At 71.4% G+C, this 23,851-nt stretch carries 23 protein-coding genes; 6 read left to right on the forward strand and 17 right to left on the reverse strand.

Annotated elements, in window-relative coordinates; translation table 11 throughout:
• Positions 1-303: 303 nt before the first annotated feature.
• The 5 genes from OG780_RS13235 to OG780_RS13255 all read right to left on the reverse strand — a co-directional run bounded on the left by OG780_RS13235 (position 304) and on the right by OG780_RS13255 (position 7,351).
• On the reverse strand, positions 304-2,535 hold the full coding sequence (locus OG780_RS13235; protein ID WP_328447845.1) for a putative bifunctional diguanylate cyclase/phosphodiesterase: 2,232 nt from the start codon (positions 2,533-2,535) through the stop codon (positions 304-306).
• A 260-nt stretch (positions 2,536-2,795) separates the two neighbouring features.
• Complete coding sequence (gene ligA / locus OG780_RS13240; RefSeq protein ID WP_328447847.1) at positions 2,796-4,991, reverse strand: NAD-dependent DNA ligase LigA; 2,196 nt, start codon at positions 4,989-4,991, stop codon at positions 2,796-2,798.
• Positions 4,992-5,006: 15 nt separating this feature from the next.
• Positions 5,007-6,014 carry a methionine synthase gene (locus tag OG780_RS13245; RefSeq protein WP_328447849.1) on the reverse strand — a complete coding sequence of 336 codons (1,008 nt, stop codon included), beginning with the start codon at positions 6,012-6,014 and terminating at the stop codon, positions 5,007-5,009.
• 30 nt (positions 6,015-6,044) lie between these two features.
• Positions 6,045-6,743, reverse strand: coding sequence for an SDR family oxidoreductase (locus OG780_RS13250; protein WP_328447851.1), 699 nt, complete (start codon positions 6,741-6,743; stop codon positions 6,045-6,047).
• A 65-nt stretch (positions 6,744-6,808) separates the two neighbouring features.
• Positions 6,809-7,351, reverse strand: coding sequence for a TIGR00730 family Rossman fold protein (locus OG780_RS13255; protein WP_328447853.1), 543 nt, complete (start codon positions 7,349-7,351; stop codon positions 6,809-6,811).
• 50 nt (positions 7,352-7,401) lie between these two features.
• Here OG780_RS13255 and OG780_RS13260 point away from each other — a divergent pair, with 50 nt between their 5' ends.
• Together OG780_RS13260 and OG780_RS13265 are read left to right on the forward strand one after the other, a co-directional pair.
• Complete coding sequence (locus OG780_RS13260) at positions 7,402-7,725, forward strand: DUF427 domain-containing protein (protein WP_326785379.1); 324 nt, start codon at positions 7,402-7,404, stop codon at positions 7,723-7,725.
• 64 nt (positions 7,726-7,789) lie between these two features.
• Positions 7,790-8,575 carry an alpha/beta fold hydrolase gene (locus tag OG780_RS13265; RefSeq protein WP_328447857.1) on the forward strand — a complete coding sequence of 262 codons (786 nt, stop codon included), beginning with the start codon at positions 7,790-7,792 and terminating at the stop codon, positions 8,573-8,575.
• A gap of 79 nt (positions 8,576-8,654) precedes the next feature.
• Here OG780_RS13265 and mnmA read toward each other — a convergent pair whose 3' ends face one another.
• On the reverse strand, positions 8,655-9,776 hold the full coding sequence (gene mnmA, locus OG780_RS13270) for a tRNA 2-thiouridine(34) synthase MnmA (RefSeq protein ID WP_328447859.1): 1,122 nt from the start codon (positions 9,774-9,776) through the stop codon (positions 8,655-8,657).
• A 60-nt stretch (positions 9,777-9,836) separates the two neighbouring features.
• On the opposite strand from mnmA, the gene OG780_RS13275 reads away from it, so the two are divergent.
• Entirely contained in the window at positions 9,837-10,541 is a 705-nt protein-coding gene (locus OG780_RS13275; RefSeq protein WP_328447861.1) for an N-acetylmuramoyl-L-alanine amidase, read from the forward strand.
• A gap of 100 nt (positions 10,542-10,641) precedes the next feature.
• Here the strand turns inward: OG780_RS13275 and OG780_RS13280 are convergent, their stop codons facing one another.
• The 3 genes from OG780_RS13280 to OG780_RS13290 all read right to left on the reverse strand — a co-directional run bounded on the left by OG780_RS13280 (position 10,642) and on the right by OG780_RS13290 (position 12,595).
• Positions 10,642-11,811: a cysteine desulfurase family protein gene (locus tag OG780_RS13280; protein ID WP_328447863.1), complete on the reverse strand. Its 1,170-nt coding sequence runs from the start codon at positions 11,809-11,811 to the stop codon at positions 10,642-10,644.
• A gap of 181 nt (positions 11,812-11,992) precedes the next feature.
• A complete protein-coding gene (locus tag OG780_RS13285; RefSeq protein WP_328458090.1) occupies positions 11,993-12,205 on the reverse strand; it encodes a DUF4190 domain-containing protein in 213 nt (70 codons plus the stop codon).
• 222 nt (positions 12,206-12,427) lie between these two features.
• Positions 12,428-12,595, reverse strand: a complete 168-nt coding sequence (locus OG780_RS13290; RefSeq protein WP_326785385.1) for a hypothetical protein — start codon at positions 12,593-12,595, stop codon at positions 12,428-12,430.
• A 185-nt stretch (positions 12,596-12,780) separates the two neighbouring features.
• Between OG780_RS13290 and OG780_RS13295 the strand changes: the two genes are divergently transcribed.
• Positions 12,781-13,407 carry a TetR family transcriptional regulator gene (locus OG780_RS13295; protein ID WP_328447865.1) on the forward strand — a complete coding sequence of 209 codons (627 nt, stop codon included), beginning with the start codon at positions 12,781-12,783 and terminating at the stop codon, positions 13,405-13,407.
• A gap of 148 nt (positions 13,408-13,555) precedes the next feature.
• On the opposite strand, the gene OG780_RS13300 is transcribed toward OG780_RS13295, so the two are convergent.
• A complete protein-coding gene (locus OG780_RS13300; RefSeq protein WP_328447867.1) occupies positions 13,556-13,915 on the reverse strand; it encodes a hypothetical protein in 360 nt (119 codons plus the stop codon).
• A 135-nt stretch (positions 13,916-14,050) separates the two neighbouring features.
• Positions 14,051-15,013, reverse strand: a complete 963-nt coding sequence (locus tag OG780_RS13305; RefSeq protein ID WP_328447869.1) for a helix-turn-helix transcriptional regulator — start codon at positions 15,011-15,013, stop codon at positions 14,051-14,053.
• A 103-nt stretch (positions 15,014-15,116) separates the two neighbouring features.
• Here OG780_RS13305 and OG780_RS13310 point away from each other — a divergent pair, with 103 nt between their 5' ends.
• Positions 15,117-15,707, forward strand: coding sequence for a TIGR03086 family metal-binding protein (locus OG780_RS13310; RefSeq protein WP_328447871.1), 591 nt, complete (start codon positions 15,117-15,119; stop codon positions 15,705-15,707).
• Positions 15,708-15,944: 237 nt separating this feature from the next.
• Here the strand turns inward: OG780_RS13310 and OG780_RS13315 are convergent, their stop codons facing one another.
• Positions 15,945-16,805 (reverse strand): thioesterase family protein, encoded by an 861-nt coding sequence (locus OG780_RS13315; RefSeq protein ID WP_328447873.1) that lies wholly within the window; start codon positions 16,803-16,805, stop codon positions 15,945-15,947.
• 173 nt (positions 16,806-16,978) lie between these two features.
• Between OG780_RS13315 and OG780_RS13320 the strand changes: the two genes are divergently transcribed.
• Positions 16,979-18,304, forward strand: a complete 1,326-nt coding sequence (locus OG780_RS13320; protein ID WP_328447875.1) for an alpha/beta hydrolase — start codon at positions 16,979-16,981, stop codon at positions 18,302-18,304.
• On the opposite strand, the gene OG780_RS13325 is transcribed toward OG780_RS13320, so the two are convergent.
• The 5 genes from OG780_RS13325 to OG780_RS13345 all read right to left on the reverse strand — a co-directional run bounded on the left by OG780_RS13325 (position 18,204) and on the right by OG780_RS13345 (position 23,805).
• A complete protein-coding gene (locus OG780_RS13325) occupies positions 18,204-18,869 on the reverse strand; it encodes a trimeric intracellular cation channel family protein (RefSeq protein ID WP_326785392.1) in 666 nt (221 codons plus the stop codon). The genes OG780_RS13320 and OG780_RS13325 overlap by 101 nt on opposite strands.
• Before the next feature lie 80 nt (positions 18,870-18,949).
• A complete protein-coding gene (locus OG780_RS13330) occupies positions 18,950-20,341 on the reverse strand; it encodes a M1 family metallopeptidase (protein ID WP_328447878.1) in 1,392 nt (463 codons plus the stop codon).
• Between the two features lie 106 nt (positions 20,342-20,447).
• A complete protein-coding gene (locus OG780_RS13335) occupies positions 20,448-21,707 on the reverse strand; it encodes an ABC transporter ATP-binding protein (protein WP_443062153.1) in 1,260 nt (419 codons plus the stop codon).
• On the reverse strand, positions 21,704-22,801 hold the full coding sequence (locus tag OG780_RS13340) for an ABC transporter ATP-binding protein (protein WP_328447880.1): 1,098 nt from the start codon (positions 22,799-22,801) through the stop codon (positions 21,704-21,706). Before OG780_RS13340 ends, OG780_RS13335 begins: the two co-directional genes overlap by 4 nt.
• Positions 22,798-23,805, reverse strand: coding sequence for an ABC transporter permease (locus OG780_RS13345; RefSeq protein ID WP_328447882.1), 1,008 nt, complete (start codon positions 23,803-23,805; stop codon positions 22,798-22,800). Before OG780_RS13345 ends, OG780_RS13340 begins: the two co-directional genes overlap by 4 nt.
• Positions 23,806-23,851: the final 46 nt, after the last annotated feature.

Consider the following 23,851-nt stretch of genomic DNA (forward strand, 5'->3'; position numbering starts at 1 on the left):
CACCCGCGCACCACCCGTGACTGTCTCCGGACAGGTGAGCTCTCCCGTTCAGCCGTCCCACCGTCGGCGGCGATCGGCCGAACGGCTCCCCGGTCTCCGGCCGGACGCCTCCCACCCGCGCACCGCCTCTCGCCGTCGGCGTCCGCCGCGCCGGAGGGCGCGGGAGGCCGCGTCTGCGGCCGTGTCCCCTCCCAACCGCACGACGCCTGCGGCGGGAAGACACCACGAGGGGGCCGAGCCTGTCGGAAGACTGTCACGGGTGGTGCGTGGGTGGGAGGCATCCGGCCGCAGGCCGGACCGGAGTTACTCGGCGGCGGGAAGGGCGGCTCGCGGGCGCTGCCAGCCACGGGAACCGCGGGCCAGCAGCCACGCCGTGGCCTCCTCCGGAGGCATCGCCGCGGCGACCAGCCACCCCTGGACTGCGTCACAGCCCAGGTCCCGCAACCGCTCCCACGTCTCGTCGTCCTCGACGCCCTCCGCCACGACGAGAAGCCCCAGCGAATGGGCGAGGTCGATGGTGCAGCGCACGATCTCGGCGTCCTCGGCGTCCACGGCGAGGCGCGCGACGAACGAACGGTCGATCTTCAGTTCGCTGACCGGCAGCCGGCGCAGATGGACCAGGGAGGAGTACCCGGTGCCGAAGTCGTCCAGCGACATCTTCACGCCGTGCCCGGTGAGAGCCGCGAGGGTGTCGGCGGCCCGCTGCGGGTCCTCCAGGAGCACGTGCTCCGTTATCTCCAGTTGGAGCGCTCCCGCGGGGACTCCGTGCCGGGCGAGACGTGCGGCGACGGCGCCGGCGAACCCCGGCGTGTGCACGTCGCGCGGCGACACGTTCACCGCGACCGGCACGTACAGGCCCTGCGCCCGCCAGCGCGCGACCTGTCCGAGGGCCGTCTCCAGGACGTACTCGGTGAGGTGCGGCATCAGCCCGGACGACTCGGCGATGGCGATGAACTCGTCCGGCGGAACCTTCCCGCGCTCGGGATGCACCCAGCGCACCAGGGCCTCGAGACCGGCCACCTGTCCGTCGAAGCGGACCTTGGGCTGGTAGTGCAGTTCGACGTCGCCGGTGTCCAGGGCCCGGCGCAGATCGCCCAGCAGGCCCAGCCGGTCGGGGGTATTGGAGTCCCGCTTGGACTCGTACACCTCCACGCCCGTGCGGTCCCGCTTCGCCTGGTACATCGCGATGTCCGCCCGGCGCAGCAGCCCCTCCGCGTCGAGCGCGTGGTCGGGGAAGACGGCGAGCCCGGCGCTGGCCTCCAGGACGAGGGTGAGCCCGTCCAGGTCGAGCGGCGAGCCGAGGGTGGCGACGAGATTGCGGGCGACCCGTGTGGCCGACGTGGTGGAGTCCACGACCGGCAGTAAGACGGCGAACTCGTCTCCGCCGAGCCGCGCGGCCTCCGCCCCGCGCGGCAGTGCGAGCCGCAGCCTGTCGGCTATCTGGAGGAGCAGCCGGTCACCGGCGAGGTGCCCCAGCGTGTCGTTCACCGAACGGAAGCGGTCCAGGTCGATGAGCATGAGGGCGGAGCGTGCGCCGATGCGCTCGGCGTCGTCCAGGGCCGTCCAGGTGCGCTCCAGCAGCCACTGACGGTTCGGCAGTCCGGTCAGCGGGTCGCGCAGTTGCTCCTCGGCCCGCGCGCGGGCTATCCACAGGGTGGAGTCGAGGGCGATCAGCGGGATCGAGAACAGGGGCAGCAGCGTGGGCTGGGCCATCGCCACGACACAGATCAGCGGCGCGATGCCGAGCAGCGCCACAGCGACGAGCCCGTGTCTGACCAGGGCCGTACGGGCGACGGTGGGCAGGCCCCCGACCGGCGTGTTCAGGTACCAGAGCAGGACGCGGGTGACGGCGAGATAGGAGCCGGCGACCAGGACGAGCTGGGGAGCGGTGTAGAACGTCCAGGTGTCGGGGGCCCAGGGCGTCTCGACGCTCGGGAACCGCCCGAACGACGCGAGGACCAGGGCTCCGGCGCCGATCCCGAGGATGTCGGCGGCGCCGTGCATGACGGCTTGGCGCCAGCGGTTGCGGCGGGCCGTGCCCACCAGGACGACGACGGTGAGACTGACCATGCCGGCCGGAACCCAGCCGTACAGCAGCAGGACCGCGAGGGTCAGCGCGGCGCCGGAACCGGTGCCGCCCCACCAGCGCGCACGGCCGAGGGCGACCAGGTGACCGACGATGACGCCGGTGAGCAGGGCCAGCGCCCAGCCGACGGCGCCGCAGGGGAAGAGGGCGTGATGACCGGTGAACGCCCGGTAGAAGCCGGCGCCCAGGACGAACGCGGCCGTGGCCACGACCGCCGACGGCAGCGCGGGCCAGGACAGTTGGCGTTCGGGGTCCTGGCCGGGCAGGCCGGTGCCGCGTTCGGCGGTGAGAGCGCCGGGACCGGCGGGAACGGGGAGCGGCACGGCACCGAGCCCGCTCCGGACGGCGCGCTCCGAAGGCCGTCCCGACCGCAGGCCGGTCAGCCATGCGCCGGTCGTCCGGCGCAGGCGCAGCCGTGAGTCGGGAGCGGCGCTCTCGGTCGGTTCCATTCCCGTCCCTCTCACTGCCGGCGGTGCCCACGCCACACGATCCGTTGCCGACGACAACCGCCAACGGTGGCCGCGTGGAAAACCCTTCCCCCGGCTCGTGAGGAGCGGGGGATGCGCCGACCGAGGCCGGGCACGGCGGGCGCACACGTCAACAGTAGGCCGCGGAAGGCTTCCACGGGCAGCGGTCGTCGACGGTTGCCCGAATGCGACCTGGTCACCCGCATGTCACCGATATGCGCCGAACGGGTGGTCTTCAACCGCTATTCCTCGATCGGAAGCGCGACCTCCGCCGCCGCGTCCGGTCCCTGCTCCAACAGGACGGCGAAGCCCTCCTCGTTCAGCACCGGAACCTTCAACTGCATCGCTTTGTCATACTTCGAGCCGGGATTGTCGCCCACCACGACGAAGGATGTCTTCTTCGAAACAGAGCCGGTCACCTTTGCTCCACGGCTCTGCAGTTCCTCCTTCGCCCCGTCCCGCGTGTGGTGTTCGAGCGTGCCCGTGACGACGACGGTGAGGCCCTCGAGCGGACGGGGTCCCTCGTCCTCACCCGCGCCCTCGTCCTCCATCCGGACGCCGGCCGCCTTCCACTTGCGGATGATCTCGCGGTGCCAGTCCTCGGCGAACCACTCCTTGAGCGACGTCGCGATGATCCCGCCGACCCCGTCGACCGCGGCGAGTTCCGCCTCGGTGGCCTGTTCGATGCGGTCGATGGAGTGGAACTCGCGGGCCAGTGCCTCGGCGGCCACCGGGCCCACGTGTCTGATGGAGAGTCCGTTGATGAAACGGGCGAGCGGACGGTTCTTCGCCTCGGCGATCCCCTCCAGCATGGCAAGCGCGTTCTTCTTCGGCTCGCCCTTCTGGTTGGCGAAGACCGTGGCGATCTTCTCCTCGCCGGTCTTCGGGTCGCGCTTGGGCAGGCCGCTGTCCTGGTCGAGAACGTACGCCCTGATGGGGAGCAGCTGCTCGATCGTGAGGTCGAAGAGGTCGCCCTCGTCGACGAGCGGCGGGGCGGCGGGCTCCAGCGGGCGGGTCAGCGCCGCCGCGGCCACGCTGCCGAAATGGTCGATGTCGAGGCACTCCCGGCCCGCGAGATAGGAGACCCGCTCTCTCAACTGGGCCGGGCAGGAGCGGCCGTTGGGACAGCGGAGGTCGACGTCGCCCTCCTTCATGGGCCGCAGCGCCGTACCGCACTCGGGGCACTCGGCCGGCATCACGAACTCCCGCTCGGTGCCGTCGCGCAGGTCGGCGACCGGTCCGAGGATCTCGGGGATGACGTCACCGGCCTTGCGCAGCACCACCGTGTCCCCGATGAGGACGCCCTTGGCCTTCACCACGTCCTGGTTGTGCAGGGTGGCGAACTCGACCTCGGAGCCCGCGACCGTGACCGGCTCGACCTGCGCGTACGGCGTGACCCGGCCCGTACGGCCCACGCCGACACGGATGTTGACGAGCTTGGTGTTGACCTCCTCGGGCGCGTACTTCCAGGCGATCGCCCAGCGTGGTGCGCGCGCGGTGGAGCCGAGCCGGCCCTGGAGGGGGATCTCGTCGAGCTTGACGACCACCCCGTCGATCTCGTGTTCCACGGAGTGGCGGTTCTCCCCGTAGTACGCGATGAACTCCCGTACGCCGTCGAGGCCGTCGACCACCTTGGCGTACCGCGTGGTCGGCAGTCCCCAGGAGTGCAGCAGGCCGTAGGCCTCGGAGAGCCTGCCGAGGCCCTCGAACCCCTCCAGGGCGCCGATGCCGTGGACGACCATGTGGAGCGGGCGGGTCGCGGTGACGCGCGGGTCCTTCTGGCGCAGCGAACCGGCCGCCGCGTTGCGCGGGTTGGCGAAGGGCTTGTCGCCCGCCTCCACCAGCCGGGCGTTGAGCTCCTCGAACTTCTCCATCGGGAAGTAGACCTCGCCGCGGATCTCGACGAGGTCGGGGACGTGATCACCGGTCAGACGGTCCGGGATCTCCGTGATCGTACGGACGTTGGGCGTGATGTCCTCGCCCGTACGGCCGTCGCCGCGGGTCGCCGCGCGCGTGAGACGGCCGTGCTCGTACGTGAGGTTGACGGCGAGGCCGTCGACCTTCAGCTCGCACAGGAAGTGGTGGTCGGAGGCGCCCACGTCCTTGGCCACGCGCTCGGCCCACGCGGCCAGTTCCAGGTCGGAGAACGCGTTGTCGAGCGACAGCATCCGCTGCCGGTGCTGGACGGAGGTGAATTCCGTGGCGTACGCCCCCGCGACCTTCTGGGTCGGCGAGTCCGGTGTCCGCAGCTCGGAGTACTCCTCCTCCAGCGCCTCCAGGGAACGCAGCAGCGTGTCGAACTCCGCGTCGCTGACGACCGGGGCGTCCTTCACGTAGTACCGGAAGCGGTGCTCCTCGATCTCCTCGGCGAGCCGCGCGTGCCGCTCCCGTGCGTCGGCGGGTACCGATGTGGGCTCTGCGTGCTGTTCGCCGGCCACCGTTGTGTCCTCCCGTTACTCTGGGTTGTCCGCGAGAGATCTCGCCGCCCGGACGCAGTGGGCCAGCGCCCTGCGCGCGAAGTCGGGGGAGGCCCCCGCGAGTCCGCACGACGGAGTGAGCGTGACCGCCTCCGCGAGAAGACCCGGCCGCAGCCCCAGCCTGCGCCACAGCGTCCTGACCCCCATGACGCTACCGGCAGGGTCCGACAACGGGACGTCCACGCCGGGAACGACACCGGCGAACAGACGAGTGCCGCCTTCGACCGCTTCACCGATCGCGTCGTCGTCACGCTCGGTGAGAAGGGAGAAGTCGAACGAGATCGCCGCCGCGCCCGCCCGGCGCAGCAGGGCGAAGGGGACGTCCGGCGCGCAGCTGTGGACGACGACGGGACCGCCCCCGTTCACGCCGACGACGTCCCGGAGCGTGGCCTCGGCGACCTGACGGTCGACCGAGCGGTGGGTGCGGTAGCCGCTGGCGGTCGGCACCTGACCACGGAGCACGGAAACGAGGGAGGGTTCGTCGAGCTGGAGGACGATCTCGGCCCCGGGGATGCGCCGGCGGACGTCGTCGAGGTGGAGACGCAGTCCCTCGGCGAGCGAGCCGGCGAGGTCGCGACAGGCGCCGGGGTCGGAGAGGGCGGACTCGCCGTTCCTCAGCTCCAGTGCGGCTGCCAGGGTCCAGGGACCGACGGCCTGCACCTTGAGCGGGCCCTCGTATCCCTGGGTGTACTCCTCCAGGGCGTCGAGGTCCTCCCCCAGCCACGACCTGGCCCGCTTGGTGTCCCGGCCCGGCCGGTCCCCGAAGCGCCAGCCGCTGGGCTCCACGCGCGCGTACAGCTCGACGAGCATCCCCGCGGTCCGGCCGATCATGTCCGCCCCGGGCCCGCGCGCGGGAAGTTCGGCGAGGAAGGGGAAGTCCTCGAAGGAACCGGTGGCGGTCTTGGCGGCCTCCCGCGCGTCGCCACCCGGCATGGACCCGACCCCAGTGGCGGGACCGAACCTGAACTCGCTGTTTTCGCTCACCCCGGAAGCCTACGGAATCCCGCGGGGAGGTCAGCCGCCCGGGCGCACCGTCAGGTCGTTGACCTCGGCGTCCCGGGGCAGGTCGAGGGCCATCAGGACCGTCGTCGCCACCGACTCGGGGTCGATCCACTTCGAGGCGTCGTACTCCTTGCCCTCCTGCTGGTGGACCTTGGCCTGCATGGGGCTCGCGGTGCGGCCGGGGTAGACGGAGGTCACCCGGACCCCGGCCGCGTGTTCTTCGTGGCGCAGGGAGTCGGCGAGGGCCTTCAGACCGTGCTTGGAGGCGGCGTAGGCGGACCAGTCGGCGTGGGCGTTCAGACCGGCGCCGGAGTTCACGAAGAGCACGTGGCCCTGGGCCAGGCGGAGCTGGGGCAGGAAGTGGCGGGTCAGCTCGGCGGGGGCGATCAGGTTGACGTTGAGCTGATGGCGCCAGGACTTCGGGGTCAGTTCGCCGACCGGACCGAGGTCGACCACGCCCGCGATGTGCAGCAGGGAGTCGATCCGGCCCGGGAGCGACTGGTGCGAGAACGCCCAGGAGAGCTTCTCGGGGTCCGCCAGGTCGCCGACCAGGGTCTTCGCCCCGGGGAACGCGGCGCCCAGTTCCTTGGCGCGGCCGGCGTCACGCGCGTGGAGCACGAGTTCGTCCCCGCGCGCGTGCAGACGGCGGGCGACGGCCGCGCCGATTCCGGAACCGGCCCCGGTGATCACATGTGTAGCCATGGACGCCATGCTCGCATCACCGGGCGCCGGTCTCGAACCGCCTGCCCGGCGCCTCGGCGGGTGCCTGTCGCGCCTCAGCGGGTGCCGACGCTCTCCTCCAGGTAGGCCAGCGCCCCCACCGGCTCCTCGGCGAAGAACACCAGGTCGGTGAGCGGGCGCGGCAGGAAGCCCTCGGCGTCCATCCGCCGGAACTGCTCCTTGAGGCCGTCGTAGAAGCCGGCCGTGTTGAGCAGGACCACCGGCTTCTCGGTCTTCCCGTGCTTCTTCAGCTCCAGGATCTCGGTCGCCTCGTCGAGCGTGCCGGTGCCGCCGACCATGACGACCACCGCGTCGGCCTTCGCCAGGAGCAGCGCCTTGCGCTCGGCCAGGTCCCGGGCGACGACCATCTCGTCGGCGCCCGGGCGGGCCTTGGCGGCCAGGAAGTCCACGGAGACGCCCACCAGTCGTCCGCCCGCCTGCTGCACCCCGTCGGCGACGACCTTCATCATCAGGCCGACGTCGGAGCCGCCCCACACGAGTGTGTGGCCGCCCTTGCCGAGGAGTTCGGCGAACTCCCGGGCGGGGCGCGTGTAGCGGTCGTCGAGGTCGGCGGCGGAGAGGAAGACACAGATGTTCATGACTTCACCGTACGCGGGAAGGATTCGGGGCCCGCGAGCGCTTTCCCGGTATGGCTGAAGGACACACGATCACGATCGAGCAAGGCACGCGCCATGTCCGCGTCGTGCACGGCGGCCAGGTTCTGGCGGAGAGCGACCGCCCCCTGGTGCTGCGCGAGACGGGCTGTCCGGTCCGCTACTACATCCCGCCCGAGGACGTCCGTCTGGAGCTGCTGACGCCCTCCGACACCCACACGTACTGCCCCTTCAAGGGCACCGCGTCCTACTGGTCGCGGCCCGGAGCGGCCGATCTCGTGTGGGCCTACCCCGATCCCAAGCCCGACGTCGCCGAGATCAAGGACCACCTCTGCTTCTACGAGGCGGACGTGTCCTGAGATCCGGGCGGACGCGGGCGTGGTGACGCGATGAGTTCGCGCCGGCCCGGCAGTCTCTACAGGCATGGACAACAAGACGATCTCGCGCGACGGGACACCCATCGCGTACGAACGCCACGGTGACGGCCCGACGCTCGTGCTGGTGGGTGGTGCCATGTGCACGGGTGCCACGCTCGCGCCCCTCGCCGAGGCCCTCTCGGACCGCTTCGGCGCCGTCACCTACGACCGGCGGGGCCGTGGCGGCAGCGGCGACACGGCGCCTTTCGCGGTGGCCCGGGAGATCGAGGACATCGCGGCGCTGGTCGAGGCCTTCGGGGACAGCGCGGCGCTCTACGGCATCTCTTCGGGCGGCGCGCTGGCCCTGGAGGCGGCCGCGAGCGGGCTGCCCGTCCGTGAAGTCGCCGTCTACGAGACGCCGTTCGCCGTCGACGAGGTGGCGGCCGAGCAGCGGGCGGAGTACACCGGGCGGCTGACCGAGCTGCTCGGCCAGGGTCGTCATGGTGACGCGGTCGAGCTGTTCCTGACCCTCGTGGGCACGCCCCCGGAGATGATCGCCGGAGTGCGCATGTCCCACGCCTGGCCCGGTATGGAAGCCCTCGCTCCGACCCTGGCGTACGACGACGCCGCGATGGGCGGGGGCCGGGTGCCCCGCGAACGGCTGGCCGCGCTCTCCGTGCCGCTGCTGTCCGTCGCGGGCGACGCGAGCCCCGCGTGGATGCGCGAGGCGGCCCGGACCATCGCGGAGGCCGCGCCGAACGGGTCGTACCGCACGCTGGAGGGACAGACCCACATGGTGGATCCCCAGGCGCTCGCCCCGGTGCTGGCGGAGTTCTTCGGCACGGACGGTTAGCCGAGGGCCCCACCGAGGTCCCTCACCTGCCCGGCCCGGTCGGCCCGAGGGCTCTCCCGTACCGGCCGGGCAGGCCGGTCTAGACGTCCGCCGTCGCGCGCGTGGTCGTCGCGATCGTCGCCGACCCCACCACGCGGGTGCCGTCGTACAGGACGATCGCCTGGCCGGGGGCGACGCCCCGGACCGGCTCGGTGAAGGTGACCCGCAGCTCGCCGTCGACCAGGCCGGCACTCACCTCGGTCTCGCCGCCGTGGGCGCGCAGCTGGGCGGTGTAGGTGCCGGGACCGACCGGGGCGGCGCCGCACCAGCGGGGCTTGATCGCGGTCAGGGCGGACACGTCCAGGGAGGCGGCCGGGCCGACCGTGACCGTGTTGTTCACCGGCGAGATGTCCAGGACGTAGCGCGGCTTGCCGTCGGCGGCGGGGGTGCCGATGCGCAGCCCCTTGCGCTGCCCGATCGTGAAACCGAACGCACCCTCGTGGGAGCCGATGACCGCTCCGGCCTCGTCGACGATGTCACCCTCCGCCTTGCCCAGGCGGTTCGCCAGGAAGCCCTGGGTGTCGCCGTCGGCGATGAAGCAGATGTCGTGCGAGTCCGGCTTCTTGGCGACGGCCAGGCCCCGGCGCTCGGCCTCGGCGCGGATCTCGTCCTTGGTGGTGACCGTGTCGCCGAGCGGGAACAGCGCGTGGGCGAGCTGGCGGTCGTCCAGGACGCCGAGGACGTACGACTGGTCCTTGGCCATGTCGGAGGCGCGGTGCAGCTCGCGGGTGCCGTCCTCGCGGACGATCACCTGGGCGTAGTGGCCGGTGCAGACCGCGTCGAAGCCGAGCGCGAGCGCCTTGTCCAGCAGGGCGGCGAACTTGATCTTCTCGTTGCAGCGCAGGCACGGGTTCGGGGTGCGGCCGGCCTCGTACTCGGCGATGAAGTCCTCGACGACGTCCTCGCGGAAACGCTCGGCGAGGTCCCAGACGTAGAACGGGATGCCGATGACGTCGGCGGCCCGGCGGGCGTCGCGCGAGTCCTCGATGGTGCAGCAGCCGCGCGCGCCGGTCCTGAACGATTGCGGGTTCGCCGAGAGGGCGAGGTGCACACCCGTCACGTCGTGCCCGGCCTCGGCGGCACGGGCGGCGGCTACGGCGGAGTCCACTCCGCCCGACATGGCGGCGAGGACGCGGAGGGGGCGCTGCGAGGTGTCAGTCATAACCCCTCCAGAGTACGGGGCCGCGGGAACCGGAACCCGCGAGTATCCGTTGAAGATCGCATGGGGGCGAAAAAGGGGAAGCCGGGAAAGCCACGGAGCGGTGGGGCCGCGGCGGGAGCCAAGGACGGCGACCGGCCGCCCGGACGCCGCGTGCTGCTCATCGGCGGTCTGGCGGCGGCCGTGAGCGCGGCCGGGCTCGCCCGGGAGGAGCTGTCGCACCTGTGGTGGCGGCTGCCGGGCGTGGAGAAGGCACGCGTCGCGGGGACGGTGGACTTCCGGGGCGCGCAGTGGGTGGCGGCTTCGGCGGCGAACTGGCGGCGGGCCGACCGCCCCGACGACTACGGGATAGACCGGGTGGTCATCCACGTCACCCAGGGCAGCTTCGCGAGCGCGGTGCGGGCCTTCCAGGACCCGAAGCACGAGGCGGCCGCTCACTACGTCGTCCGCGGGGACGGTCATGTCACGCAGATGATCCGCGAGCTGGACGTGGCGTTCCACGCGGGCAACCGCGCGTACAACGAACGCAGCGTCGGCATCGAGCACGAGGGTTTCGTCGACCGCCCCTCGTCGTTCACGGACGCGATGTACGAGGCCTCGGCGCGGCTGACGGCCAGGATATGCGGGCGGTACGGCATCCCCGTGGACCGCGAGCACATCATCGGACACATCGAGGTCCCGGGCACGGACCACACGGATCCCGGACGGTACTGGGACTGGGACCGGTACATACGGCTAGTACGGCGGGCCCGGTCGGCAGCGGCCTGACGAGGAATCCCGTCTGCCGAGGAATCCCGTCTGCCGAGGAATCCCGTCTGCCGAGGAATCCCGCCTGCCGAGGATCCCCCGGCGCCTCACCGGGGGGACGTCAGGTCAGACCCGCCCTGCGCGCCCGCTCCACCGCCGGGCCGATGGCCCGCGCCACCGCCGCGACGTCCGCCCGTGTGGACGTGTGGCCGAGGGAGAAGCGCAGGGTGCCACGGGCGAGGTCCGGGTCGGTGCCGGTGGCGAGGACGACGTGGCTCGGCTGGGCCACGCCCGCCGTGCACGCCGAGCCGGTGGAGCACTCGATGCCCTGCGCGTCGAGCAGCAGGAGCAGCGAGTCGCCCTCGCAGCCGGGGAACGTGAAGTGCGCGTTGGCGGGCAGCCGACCCCCGGGTTCCGGGTCACCGCCGAGGATCGCGTCGGGCACGGCCTTGACGACGGCGTCGGCCAGGTCGTCGCGCAGGGCGCCGATCTCGCGGGCGAACCACTCCTGCCGCTCGGCGGCCAGCCGCCCGGCGACCGCGAAGGACACGGTGGCGGGGACGTCGAGGGTGCCGGAGCGCACATGGCGCTCCTGACCGCCCCCGTGCAGCACGGGCACGGGGCTGTACTCGCGGCCGAGAAGCAGCGCGCCGATCCCGTAGGGACCGCCGATCTTGTGGCCGGACACCGTCATCGCGGCGAGGCCGGAGGCCGCGAAGTCGACCGGGACCTGCCCGAAGGCCTGGACCGCGTCGGCGTGCAGCGGGACATCGAACTCGGCCGCGACGTCCGCCAGTTCGCGGACCGGCATGATGGTGCCGATCTCGTTGTTGGCCCACATGACCGTGGCGAGGGCGACGTCCGCGGGGTTGCGGGCGACGGCCTCGCGCAGGGCGTCGGGGTGGACGCGACCGTAGGCGTCGACGGGCAGGTACTCGACCGTGGCGCCCTCGTGCTCGCCGAGCCAGTGGACCGCGTCGAGGACGGCATGGTGCTCGACGGGGCTCGCGAGAACGCGGGTACGGGCCGGATCGGCGTCTCTGCGGGACCAGTACAGGCCCTTCACCGCGAGGTTGTCGGCCTCGGTGCCGCCGGAGGTGAGGACCACCTCGCTGGGACGGGCGCCGAGGGCGTCCGCCAGGGTTTCACGGGCCTCCTCGACGGCCCGCCGCGCGGTGCGGCCGGCGGCGTGGAGGGAGGAGGCGTTGCCCGTGACGCTCAGTCGGGCGGTCAGGGCCTCTGCTGCCTCGGGAAGCATGGGGGTGGTCGCGGCGTGGTCGAGGTAAGCCATGGTGGGCTCGATTCTACGGGCCCGTTCCCCCTACTCCCCTGCCCCCGGCGGCATGACGGCCCGCCCCGCCTCGCGCCGCGGGCCTGCGGCGCGCTCCACGGCGCCGCGCCCGGGTCCTCGCACGGCGGCCCGGCGCCGCTCGCCGTGGGCCGTGACCTCGGCCCCGACCGTCGCGGCGGCCTCAGAAGCTCCAGGACACCGTGTTGTCGACCTGCATGAAGGCGACCAGGACCACCAGGTCGGCGATGCCCAGGCCGAGGCCGAGGAAGGCGCGGCCCCGGCGGGCCGTGCCGCGCCAGAGGGCGACGGAGGCGAGGACGATGGCGACGGGGCCCAGGAAGACGTTCAGCACGAGCAGGCCGAGCAGGCCGAGGACGAAGGAGGCCACGGCCATGCCGTCGGCGTCCTTGACGCCGGTCCGGCGCGTGACGCGGACGGTCTCGGTGGCGCCCGCGGTGCGGACGGCTTCGGCGGTGCGGGGCGTCGCGGTGGTGCGGGGCGAGCGGGTCGTGCCGGTGGTGCGCGCGGTGAGTTCCATGACGTGAGTCAGCTCCAAACGGTCAGTCGGTGAAGGTGTGGGACCAACGGCCGGCCGGCAAAGGTGCGGGACCAACGGTCAGTTGGCGGAGGGGTGGCGCCGGCGGGCCCCGCGCTCGCGCAGCGCGAAGACGATCAGCCAGACGCCGATGACGGCCGCGGCAACGAGGGTGAAGGACAGCGGCGCGTGCGCCACGGAGCCCATCACGACGCCGAGCAGCAGGAGTGCGGCGACGAGGAACAGCATGAGATGCCTCTCGAAGAAGTCTCGAAGTCCGGTCCTGGAACATCCGGGACCTCAACGGTGAGGGCCCGATGTTTCCGGGACTTGACAGCTCAGTGAACGGTTGTAGTAACAGTTGTTCACTGACTCTTGAGTCTAGCGCGCTCCACGGCTTTAAAATTCCGGAGAACAGTTGTTAACTGCATGGCATGAGTCACACTCTCGGCATCCGCCAGGCGCAGAAGCAGAAAACCCGACAGGCGCTGCTGGACGCCGCGTTGGGGCTTCTGGAGGATCAGAGCCTGAGCAGCCTGGGACTGCGGGAGGTCACCCGCGCCGTCGGAGTCGCTCCGACCGCCTTCTACCGGCATTTCCGCTCGACGGCGGATCTCGGTGCGGCGCTGGTCGAGGAGGCGCTCGGCAGCCTGCACCCGATGATCGAGGACATCGTGTCGACGGCCGGCGACGGCGACGAACGCATCGCGCGCGCCGTGGAACTGATCGCCCACCACGTCGCGACGCACCCGGCGCACGTCCGCTTCATCGCACGCGAGCGGCACGGTGGTGTCCAGCCGGTGCGGGACGCGATCAGCGAGCAACTGGCCCGGTTCGCCGAGGAGGTCAGGGACGCGCTGGCCGAGCACCCCGAGTCGGCGGGGTGGAACGACGACGATCTGCTGATGCTGGCGGGCCTGTACGTCGACCACATGCTGATGGCCGCCTCGGCGTTCCTGGAGGCGCTGGACGGCTCCCCGGCGGAACGCGAACGGGTGGCCAGGACGGCGAGCCGCCAGATGCGGCTGATCAGCATCGGCCGCCGCCACTGGCTCGGCTGATCAGCCCCGCCGCGGGGCCAGGACAGCGACACAGGCCGGCGGCGCGCCCGTTCCCCGGACGCGCCGCACCGTCACTCGCCCTCGGCTCCGCGGGCCCCGCCGTACCGGCGTGACACCGCCTCCGTACGGCAGCGGGTCCTCCCCCGTCTCAGCCCTGAGCGGCCGACTGCCCCTGCCTCATCTGGCCGCCGCCGGGACCGCCGCCGCAGCCGCCCTGACCGCCGCCCGCGCCACCGCCGGGGCCACCGCTCGGCATACCCGAGGGGAACCCGGAGGGGGCGTTCCCGGTGGGCATGCCCGAAGGGGCACCGGACCGCGAGGGCATGCCCGAGGGCGCACCGCTGGGGCGTCCGGAGGCTCCGCCCGGCATCCCGGACGGACGCGTGCAGTTCTGCCCGCCGGAGGTCTTGCCGTCCGAGGACGACGAGTCACCGGAGCCGCAGGCCGCCAGCAGGGGCGAGAGCGCGAGGACGGCGACGAAGGGAACGAGTCGTGCACGACGGTTCATGGGGCAACTCCCGGTCAGGTCACGTAAGTCGGCCGACGAGGGCCGGACGAGCGGGAGACAGCGGACCAGATCCACGTAGGGCCGCGCTGTGCCGGAGCTGTGCCTTGCTGTGCGGCGCGGGCCCGGCGCCGGTGCTCAACCCCCTTCGTACACCGCGCTGATGGCGGCCGCCGTCTCCGCCAGCTCCTCGCGTGCCTCGGCCGGCGCGAGGACCTCCAGCGCGTCCCCGAAGGCCAGCAGCGTGCGGGTTTCACGCACCGAGCCGAGGGAGAGGCGCGCGGTGACCCACTCGCCGTCGCCGTCGTCCTCGGGCAGCTCCGCGAGGGAGGCCACGTGAAGGCGTACGAACATGTCGAGGCGGGAGCGCCGTACCCGAACCGTGACGTCGACACCCCCCGGCCGCTCCTCGACCTGACGGCGCAGCACCTCCCAGGCGTCGGCGAGTTCGACGCCCGGACGGCGCCGCACCGGGTCCGGCAGCAGGGTGGCCGAACGGACCCGGTCGGCGCGGAACAGCCGCGGAGCTCCGCGCCGGTCGGCGACGAGGTACCAGACACCGGCCTTGGAGACGAGGCCGTACGGGTCGACGGTGCAGGTGCTCGGTTCGGTGTCCCCGCCGTGGCGGTAGCGCAGCCGCAGCCGGCGGTCGGAGAAGACGGCGTCCTGCAGCACGTCCAGATCCACCGCCCGCCGGGGACCGCCCCTCCAGCGTGTGGCGTCGACGAGGATCCGCCGGCTGGTGACCTCGGCGGCGGGTCTGAAGGGCGCTGGCAGCGCGGCCATCACCTTGCGCAGGGCCGAGCCGAGCGCCGCGTCGAGGCCGAGGGCGGCGTGCGCGCCCTGCGCGGCCAGGATGAACAGCGAGCGGGACTCGTCCGCGGTCAGTCCCGTGACGTCCGTACGGAATCCGGCGAGCAGCTCGATACCGCCGTGCCGCCCGCGTTCGGCGTAGACCGGGACGCCCGAGGCGGACAGGGCCTCGACGTCCCGGTAGATGGTGCGCACCGACACCTCCAGCCGTTCGGCGAGTTCGTGCGCCGGGACGCGTCCGCGCGTCTGGAGCAGCAGCAGGATCGAGAGCAGGCGGTCGGACTTCACGCGCCCAGGATCGCGCCCGCCTCGGGCCGTCCACAAATGCTGACGGAAACTGTCAGGTTATGCGTCGAGGGTGAGGGCACACCGAGACACGGAAGAGGTAGTCATGAACGCCATGGACCCCCGCCCCCTGTACGCCCGCGCCGCCGCTCAGATCGCGTCGCTGATCGCGACCGTCCGGCCGGAGCAGCTCGGCGGTGTCACCCCGTGCACCGAGTTCGACGTACGGCTGCTGCTGTCGCACATGGTCGGCGGCACCCGGCGGATCGCCGTGATCGGGGCGGGCGGCGACGGGCTCGCGGTGCGGCCGTTCGCCGACGGGGTGCCGGACGACGGCTGGAGCGCCGCGTACGAGGAGGCCAGGGCCCAGGTCCGCGCCGGATGGGCGGACGACGCGCGGCTGGAGGCGCCGGTGCGGGTGCCGTGGGGTGAGGCGACCGGACGGATCGCGCTCGCCGGGTACGTCATGGAGGCCGTCACGCACACCTGGGACCTCTCGGAGGCGCTGGGGCGGCCGCTCGAACTCGATCCGGAACTGGCCGAGTTCGCGCTCACGATCGCGGCCCGGGTGCTGCCCGACGAGGGGCGCGAGGACCCCGAACTGCCCTTCGGAGCGGTGGCGCCGGTTCCCGACGGTGCCGACGCGTACGGGCGGCTGGCGGCCTGGATGGGCCGCCGCCCGCTGGTGACCGCCTGACGGTAACTGCCCGCTGGTGGCCGGCTCCCGCTGCCGACTGCCTGACGGTGGCGACCTGACGGTGGCCGCCCGACGGCGCGGAGCACCGCACCACGGGCGGGACGGGGCACCCGGGCAGGCAGGGGTGCCTCCGAAGCCGCGAGAGCGCCGCAGGCTGTCCCGCACCGGGCTCACGGCTCGGAGGCCGGGGTCCGGAGCCCCGGCCGTCCGGGGCGGGCCGGAAGCGGCCGTGGCGGGTCAGGCGAGGCGGGCGCGGGCGAGTTGGCGGGACTGGGCGACCAGGCGGTCCTCGCTGTCCCAGACCTCCGCGTCCTCCTCCAGGAAGCCCCCGGCGAGGTTACGGGTGGTGATCGACACCCGCAGCGGGCCGGGCGCCGGGCGGGAACGCACGTGCACGGTCAGTTCGACGGTCGGCACCCAGCCGGACAGGCCGATCTCGAAGGCCGTCGGCGGCAGCGCGTCGACCGCGAGGAGCAGCGAGAGCGGGTCGGCGTCCCGGCCGTCGGCGAGTCCGAACCACGCCCGCATCTCGCCCTTCCCGGAGGGCGCGCCGAGCGCCCAGCCCAGGGTCGCGGGGTCGAGCTTGAGGAACAGCCGGTCGGTGATCGCCGAGCTGCCGGGGATCGGGGCGGGCGCGTCCTGGGGACCGAAGCACTGGTCCATGGGCGGGATCGCGGGCGGCAGCGCGGTCGTGCGGACGTCGTCGGGCAGGGTGTCGAGATCGCCGTACGAGGCGAGCACGCGGATGCGCTCGACCTCGCGGCCCTCGTCGTCGTACTGGAAGAGGGAGGCCTGTCCGGTCGACAGCGTCCGGCCGGTGCGTACGACGTCCGTGCGGATGACGGCGGGACCCGGCTGGGACGCGGTCAGATAGTGCGCGGAGACCGTGAACGGGTCGGAGTGCGGGAGGGCGTCGGCGAGCGCCCGGCCGAGGACGGCCAGCAGATAGCCGCCGTTGACGGCGTTGATGATCGTCCACCCGGCGGAGAGGTCGACGTCGTAGACGCCGGCCCCGCGCGGGGTGACGGCGGTGTCCCGGTCGAACTCGCTGTCGCCGATCGTGGCCCGTGCGGCCTGTACCGAAGCTGCTTCTGGCATACGTGAACGGTACAACAGGAAATTACTAAGCGGTAGCTTTCACCCATTCGGAGGCGCGGGCGCCCCCGTCGCTTCCCCCATCATCCGACCGTTCAGGTGAGGATTCGGCAATTTCCTGTCAAGTGTCCGTAATCATCCGTAACCAATCGGTCCGGGTTCTCCTCTGATGGGACATGAGCCTCACCGGGACATCATTCCTCCTGACCTCTTTCGTGCTGTGCGCCGTCGCCCTTCTGCTGCCCCTGGTCCTGTGGTCCCGGGTGCCAGGACCGGCGCCGGTGCGCGCCGCGGCCCGGCTCCTGATGCTGCTGCTCGTCCAGGGGACGGCGATCAGCCTCGTGTTCGTCCTCGTGAACAACGCCAACAACCTGTACGACGACTGGGCCGACCTCCTCGGCACCGGCAACCACGTCCAGCAGGCCGCCGACCTCGGCGTGGACGGCACCGGAGGGATCTCGCCGAAGAACCTGCCCTCGGTGCGGCAGACCTTCCGGCAGGCCGGCGGGCCGCGTATGCGACAGGCCGGCGGAGTGCGCGTCACCGACCTGAGGGGACGGATCTCGGGGGTGAACGCCGAGGTCTACGTCTGGCTGCCGCCGCAGTACGACGAACCCGCCTACCGGCACCGCGCGTTCCCCGTGGTGGAGCTGCTGCCGGGATATCCGGGCTCCGCCAAGGCGTGGTTCGGCTCCCTGAGGGTGCACGAGCAACTGCGGCCGATGATGCTCGACGGCCGGGTCGCGCCCTTCATCCTGGTCGCGCCCCGCACCAACCTGCTGGCCCGCGCGGACACCGGCTGCGCGAACATCCCCGGAACGGTGAACGCGGAGAGCTGGCTCAGCATCGACGTACCGCGGATGGTCATGGACAACTTCCGCGCCGAGCCCGCCCCGGACGGCTGGGCCGCGGCCGGATACTCGGCCGGGGCGCACTGCGCCACCAAGCTGGCCGTCGCCCATCCCGACCGCTACCGGGCCGCGGTGAGCATGTCCGGCTACAACGACCCCCGGGGCGAACGCAGTTCACTTGCCGGGCGGACCCTCGAACTGCGCCGGCGGAACAATCCCCGCCTGCTGCTGCGCGCCGCCCCCGTCCACCCCCGGATCGCCCTCTACTTCTCCGGCGAGTCCGGTGACGGATACCAGGCGGGCACCGCGATCCAGGCGATCGCGAAACCGCCGACGAGCGTGGACGTGGTGCTGCTGCCGCGCAGCGCGGGCGGCCACGACATGGGACTGTGGCGGCCGCAGCTCCCGGAGGTGTTCCGCTGGCTGACCGAACGGTTCGACTCCGGCGGGGTCGGCGCGGCAGGGACTCCAGGGACGGAAAGGGCGGAAGGGGCGGAGAGCGGGACGGGCGGTCCCGGAGACGCCGGCGGAGCGGTCGGCGCCGACCGGATCAAGGGCTCTCCTCCTCACGAACCGTCGAACGGCGGTTCCACGCGCGCGGAGCCCGCCAGTGGAACCGCATCGCGAACAGGCGCAGCACGAAGGCCGTGACGACGGCGAGACCGCTGGTGAACGGGGTGAGCGCGTCGAAGCGGATGCAGAGCACCACCATCGTGGCGCCGACCATCGCCGGGACCGCGTAGAGGTCACGGTCCCAGCGCAGCAGGGAGGGGACCTCGTTGGCGAGGACGTCACGCAGCACACCGCCGCCCACGGCGGTCGCGAGGCCGAGGGCGGCGGAGGCGGTCAGGCCGAGCCCGTAGTCGTACGCCTTGACGGTGCCGGTGACACAGAACAGTCCGAGCCCGGCCGCGTCGAAGACGTTCACGCCGACCTGGATGCGTTCCACGTGCGGGTGCATGAAGAACACGAGCAGGGCGGCGACGAGCGGTGTGGTGAAGTACCCCAGGTCGGTGAAGGCCGCCGGGGGTACGGCACCGATGATCACGTCGCGCAGCAGCCCTCCGCCCAGCGCGGTGATCTCCGCGAGGACGGCGATCCCGAAGACGTCGAAGTTCTTGCGGACGGCCAGCAGGGCGCCGGAGATCGCGAAGACGAAGATGCCGATCAGGTCGAGCGTGTGCTGGACGGAGGGATTGAACAGTTGCTGGAGCACCCCCACATTCTCACCTGTCGCGGGGTATGCACCTTACGAAAGAAGGCCTGGAGGGCAGGCTCGACCCTACGAAGGAAGGTCTAGACGGCCGGCTTGCCTGTGGTGAACAGCCAGGTCCCGAAGAGGTCGTCGAGCTGTTGGCCGGAGATCCGCTCGGCGAGGGCGATGAAGGCGGCGGTGTCCGCGTTCCCGTACCGGTGCAGCTTCGTCCACGCCGGCAGCAGCTTGAAGAAGGCCGTGTCACCGATGCGCTCGCGCAGCATCTGGAGCGTCATCGCACCCCGCTGGTAGACCGCCGAGGCGAACATCGTGTCCCGCTGCGGGTCACCGACCGTGGTCTGCCAGAAGGCGGCGTCCGCGGGCCGCTGCTTGTACCCGGCGACGAACGAGTCGTGCGCCGAGCGGACGCCCTTGTGCTCGGCCCACAGCCACTGGGCGTAGGTCGCGAAGCCCTCGTTGAGCCAGATGTCCTTCCAGTGCGCCACCGAGACGGAGTCGCCGAACCACTGGTGGGCCAGCTCGTGCACGATGGTCAACTCCGAGCGCACCGCCGAGTACGCGGGCTTCGACTGGACCTCCAGCGAGAATCCCGCCTCGGGCATGTCGTCGACGATGGCGCCGGTCTCCTCGAAGGGGTACGGGCCGAACACCTGCGACCAGTAGTCGGTGGCCTCGGCGGTGACGGCGTACACGTCGACGCTGTTGCTGTTGGCGAGCACCGGGTCGATGGCGACGTAGATCGGTGTCCCGGCCGGGGTCGTGCCGGTCCTCACGTCGAACTTCCCGATGGTCGCCGTCGCGAGATAGGTGGCCATGGGGCGGCTCTCGCGCCAGTGCGTGACCGTGACGGCGCCCTTGTCGCGGGTCGACACCAGACGTCCGTTGGACACCCCCGTCAGGCCCTTGGGGGCCGTGATGCGGATGTCGTAGGTCGCCTTGTCGGACGGGTGGTCGCTGGAGGGGAACCAGGTGGAGGCGGCGTTGGGCTCGCAGGCGACGAACACGCCGTCCGTGGTCTTCATCCACCCGTAGTCGGAGCCGAACACGATCGGGCCGTTGAGCGGCTCGGGGACTCCGCCGTAGGTGACGGTCACCGTGAAGTTCTTGCCCTTGGGCAGCGTGCCGCGCGGGGTGATGCGGATCTCGTCGCCCTCCCGCGTGAAGCGGGCCGCTCTGCCGTTCACCTCGACCCTCGTGACGTCCAGCTTCTGGAGGTCCAGGTCGAAGGCGGAGAGGTTCTGGGTGGCGCGGGCGGTGAGGGTCGTACGGCCGTCGAGGCGGTCGGTGCCGGGGTCGTACGCCACGTCGAGGGCGTAGTGGCGGGCGTCGAAGCCGCCGTTGCCGAGCTGGGGGAAGTACGTGTCACCGATGCCGTCCGCGCCGGAGGTGGGGGCGGAGGAGGCGGCGACGAGAAGTAAGGAGGCGATCGCGGTCGCGAGTGCCCCTGAACGTGCCGAACGGGAGAGTGCCATCAGCGTCCCTTTCGTACGCGTGCCGATCGTTTCCGATCAGACGGACACGCAGGACTCTGCACTCTCCCGTTCAGGCATGTTCATGACTTTGCCAAGTCGTCACGGCCTACTTGCCGGTTGACTCCTGACGATCGGCTTCCGCAACCGCGGAGTCCGACGCGGAGTCGGCCTCCTCACCGGTGGCGGCGAGCTCGGCCGGAGCCTCGCCCGACACCTCGGCGGATTCCACGCCGGACACCAGCTCGACGGCCTCGCGGGCGGCCGAGAGCAGGACGACGTCCTGCGGAGCCTGGTCCGCGGCGTTCTCCGGGTGGTGGCAGGCGACCTGCTGACCGGGCTTCAGCTCGATGAGCGGCGGCTCGGTCGTCTTGCAGACCTGCGTGGCCTTCCAGCACCGGGTGTGGAACCGGCAGCCGCTCGGCGGCGCGATCGGCGAGGGCACGTCGCCGCGCAGCAGGATCCGCTCGCTCTTGGCGCCACGGCGCTTGGGGTCCGGCACCGGCACGGCCGACATCAGGGCCTTGGTGTACGGGTGCATCGGCGCCTCGTACAGCGAGGAGCGGTCGGCGAGCTCGACGATCTTGCCGAGGTACATCACCGCGATGCGGTCCGAGACATGGCGCACGACGGAGAGGTCGTGAGCGATGATCACGTACGTCAGGCCCAGCTCGGACTGGAGGTCGTCCATCAGGTTCACGACCTGCGCCTGGATCGACACGTCGAGCGCCGAGACCGGCTCGTCCGCCACGACCAGCTTCGGCTTCAGGGCGAGCGCGCGGGCGATGCCGATGCGCTGGCGCTGACCGCCGGAGAACTCGTGCGGGTAGCGGTTGTAGTGCTCGGGGCTCAGACCCACCAGCTCCAGGAGCCGCTGGACCTCCTTCTTCACACCGCCCTCGGGCTGCACGTTCTGGAGCCGGAACGGCGCCGAGACGATCGAGCCGATGGTGTGACGGGGGTTCAGCGACCCGTACGGGTCCTGGAAGATCATCTGGATGTCACGGCGCAGCGGACGCATCTTCGAGGCGCTGAGCCGGGTGATGTCCTGGCCCTCGAACTCGATGGTGCCGCCGGTCGGGTCCTGGAGACGGGTGATGACCCGGCCCATGGTCGACTTGCCGCAGCCGGACTCGCCGACGACGCCGAGCGTCTCGCCCTTGCGGACCTCGAAGTCGATGCCGTCGACCGCCTTGACCGCACCGACCTGACGCTGGAGAACGCCCTTCCGGATGGGGAAGTGCTTCTGGAGCCCCTGGACCCGGAGGAGGACCTCACTGCTGTCCGAGGACTTCGCGCGGTGCGCGGGACCCGCGGCCTGCTGCGGAATCACCGCGCCGGCGCCGTCCGTCTTGTTGTTCTCACTCACAGCTTCGGCGCAATCTCTTCGGTCCAGATCCGCGTGCGGTCCTCCTGCGAGAGGTGGCAGGCGGTGTAGTGATCGCTGCCAACAAGCTGCAGTTCGGGGCGCACGGTGCGGGTGACATTGCCCTTGGGCAGGTCCGCGTACGGGCAGCGCGGGTGGAAGGCGCAGCCCGAGGGGATGTTGATGAGGCTCGGCGGCTGGCCCTTGACCGGGATGAGCCGGTCGGAGGTGTCGCGGTCGATACGCGGCATCGAGCCGAGCAGGCCCCAGGTGTAGGGGTGCTGCGGCTGCTCGAAGACCCGCTCGACGGAGCCGCGCTCCACGCACCGGCCGCCGTACATCACGAGGACGTCGTCGGCGATCTCGGCCACCACACCCAGGTCGTGGGTGATGAGGACGACCGCGGAGCCGAACTCCTTCTGCAGGTCGCGGATGAGGTCGAGGATCTGCGCCTGGACGGTGACGTCGAGGGCGGTCGTCGGCTCGTCCGCGATGAGCAGCTCGGGGTTGTTGACGAGCGCCATCGCGATCATCGCGCGCTGGCGCATACCGCCCGAGAACTCGTGCGGGTAGCTGTCGACGCGCTTGCCCGGCTCCGGGATGCCCACGCGGTCGAGCATCTCGATCGCCCGGGTGCGGGCGACCTTCTTGCTGACCTTGTGGTGGTTGCGGTACGCCTCCACGATCTGGTTGCCGATCGTGTAGTACGGGTGCATCGCCGACAGCGGGTCCTGGAAGATCATCGCCATCTCGCGGCCGCGGAGCTTGCGCACCTCGTCCGGGGAGGCGTTGACCAGTTCCTTGCCGTCCAGCCAGATCTCGCCCGACATCTGGACGTTCTTGCCGCGCGCGCCGAGCCGGTGCAGGCCCATGACCGCCAGCGAGGTCACGGACTTGCCGGAACCCGACTCGCCGACGACGCAGAGGGTCTTGCCCTTCTCCACCGAGAAGCTGAGCCCGTCGACGGACTTGACCAGACCGTCGTCGGTCGGGAAGTGCACCTTGAGGTCGCGCACGTCGAGGAACGCCTTGGGAGCGTTCGACGGCGACGAGACGGGCTCGCCCAGCGCGGCGCCGGTCTTGGACAGTTCGGTCATGAGAGCCTCACCCGCGGGTCGGCGGCCGCGTAGAGCATGTCCACCAGAAGATTTGCCACGACGACGAAGAACGCGGCGAGAAGGGTCACACCGAGGATCTTCGGCAGATCGTTGTCGGTGATGCCCTGCACCGCGTACTGGCCGATGCCGTGCAGAGAGAACACGTATTCGGTGATCACGGCGCCGCCGAGCAGCAGACCGATGTCCATGCCGAAGACGGTGATGATCGGAGTGAGGGCGGCGCGCAGTCCGTGCCGGACCACGACCTTGCTCTCGCGCAGGCCCTTGGCACGGGCCGTGCGGATGAAGTCCTCGTTCATCGTCTCCAGCATGCCCGAGCGGGTGAGCCGCGCGTAGATGGCGGAGTACAGGAGAGCGAGAGAACACCACGCGGGGAAGAGGGTGTTGGCCCACTGTGCGGGGTTCTCGGTGAACGGGACGTAGGTCCGGCCGAAGATCGGCCAGTTGATGGTGAAGAGCAGCAGCGCCAGGTTGCCCGTGAAGAACATGGGCAGCGAGACACCGGCGAGCGCGATGCCCATGAACGTGCGGTCGAGGATGGAACGCGGCTTGAGCGCCGAGATCACACCGGCCGTCACACCGGACACCAGCCACAGCACCGCGGCACCGACGGCGAGCGAGAGCGTCACCGGGAGGCGCGAGGTGAGCTCCGGCCAGACAGCCTGGTGCGTCTTGAAGGAGTACCCGAAGCACGGTGCGTCGCAGTGCGCCGTGGTGGGACCCAGGTCATAGGTCGCGCCGCTGACGATCCCCTTGATGAAGTGCCAGTACTGGACGTAGACGGGCTGGTCCAGACCGAGGTTGTGCTTGACCGCGAGGATGTCGGCCTTCGACGGGCTCTTCCCGATGTACTGCTGCGCGAGCTGGTCGGCGGTCTGGCCGGCCAGTCTTGGCAGCAGGAAGAAGATGGCGAAGGTGACCGCGGAGACGACCAGGAGCAGGATCACTGCCGCTGCCGTCCGACGGAGGATGTACGAGATCACGGGGATCGGCGCTGGTGCCCGCGGGCCGCTAAGCCCGCGGGCACCA

It is taken from the genome of Streptomyces sp. NBC_00386 (assembly GCF_036063235.1).
Classification (GTDB): domain Bacteria; phylum Actinomycetota; class Actinomycetes; order Streptomycetales; family Streptomycetaceae; genus Streptomyces.

Bases quoted from the DNA above. Each gene is read 5' to 3' on its own strand.
- OG780_RS13315 (WP_328447873.1), bottom strand. From the start codon at position 16,805: ATGCCAGAAGCAGCTTCGGTACAGGCCGCACGGGCCACGATCGGCGAC.
- OG780_RS13320 (WP_328447875.1), top strand. From the start codon at position 16,979: ATGAGCCTCACCGGGACATCATTCCTCCTGACCTCTTTCGTGCTGTGC.
- OG780_RS13340 (WP_328447880.1), bottom strand. From the start codon at position 22,801: ATGACCGAACTGTCCAAGACCGGCGCCGCGCTGGGCGAGCCCGTCTCG.
- OG780_RS13295 (WP_328447865.1), top strand. From the start codon at position 12,781: ATGAGTCACACTCTCGGCATCCGCCAGGCGCAGAAGCAGAAAACCCGA.
- OG780_RS13310 (WP_328447871.1), top strand. From the start codon at position 15,117: ATGAACGCCATGGACCCCCGCCCCCTGTACGCCCGCGCCGCCGCTCAG.
- OG780_RS13290 (WP_326785385.1), bottom strand. From the start codon at position 12,595: ATGCTGTTCCTCGTCGCCGCACTCCTGCTGCTCGGCGTCGTGATGGGC.
- OG780_RS13255 (WP_328447853.1), bottom strand. From the start codon at position 7,351: ATGAACATCTGTGTCTTCCTCTCCGCCGCCGACCTCGACGACCGCTAC.
- OG780_RS13260 (WP_326785379.1), top strand. From the start codon at position 7,402: ATGGCTGAAGGACACACGATCACGATCGAGCAAGGCACGCGCCATGTC.
- OG780_RS13235 (WP_328447845.1), bottom strand. From the start codon at position 2,535: ATGGAACCGACCGAGAGCGCCGCTCCCGACTCACGGCTGCGCCTGCGC.
- OG780_RS13285 (WP_328458090.1), bottom strand. From the start codon at position 12,205: ATGGCCGTGGCCTCCTTCGTCCTCGGCCTGCTCGGCCTGCTCGTGCTG.
- OG780_RS13250 (WP_328447851.1), bottom strand. From the start codon at position 6,743: ATGGCGTCCATGGCTACACATGTGATCACCGGGGCCGGTTCCGGAATC.
- OG780_RS13275 (WP_328447861.1), top strand. From the start codon at position 9,837: ATGGGGGCGAAAAAGGGGAAGCCGGGAAAGCCACGGAGCGGTGGGGCC.
- OG780_RS13280 (WP_328447863.1), bottom strand. From the start codon at position 11,811: ATGGCTTACCTCGACCACGCCGCGACCACCCCCATGCTTCCCGAGGCA.
- OG780_RS13300 (WP_328447867.1), bottom strand. From the start codon at position 13,915: ATGAACCGTCGTGCACGACTCGTTCCCTTCGTCGCCGTCCTCGCGCTC.
- OG780_RS13265 (WP_328447857.1), top strand. From the start codon at position 7,790: ATGGACAACAAGACGATCTCGCGCGACGGGACACCCATCGCGTACGAA.
- OG780_RS13330 (WP_328447878.1), bottom strand. From the start codon at position 20,341: ATGGCACTCTCCCGTTCGGCACGTTCAGGGGCACTCGCGACCGCGATC.
- mnmA (WP_328447859.1), bottom strand. From the start codon at position 9,776: ATGACTGACACCTCGCAGCGCCCCCTCCGCGTCCTCGCCGCCATGTCG.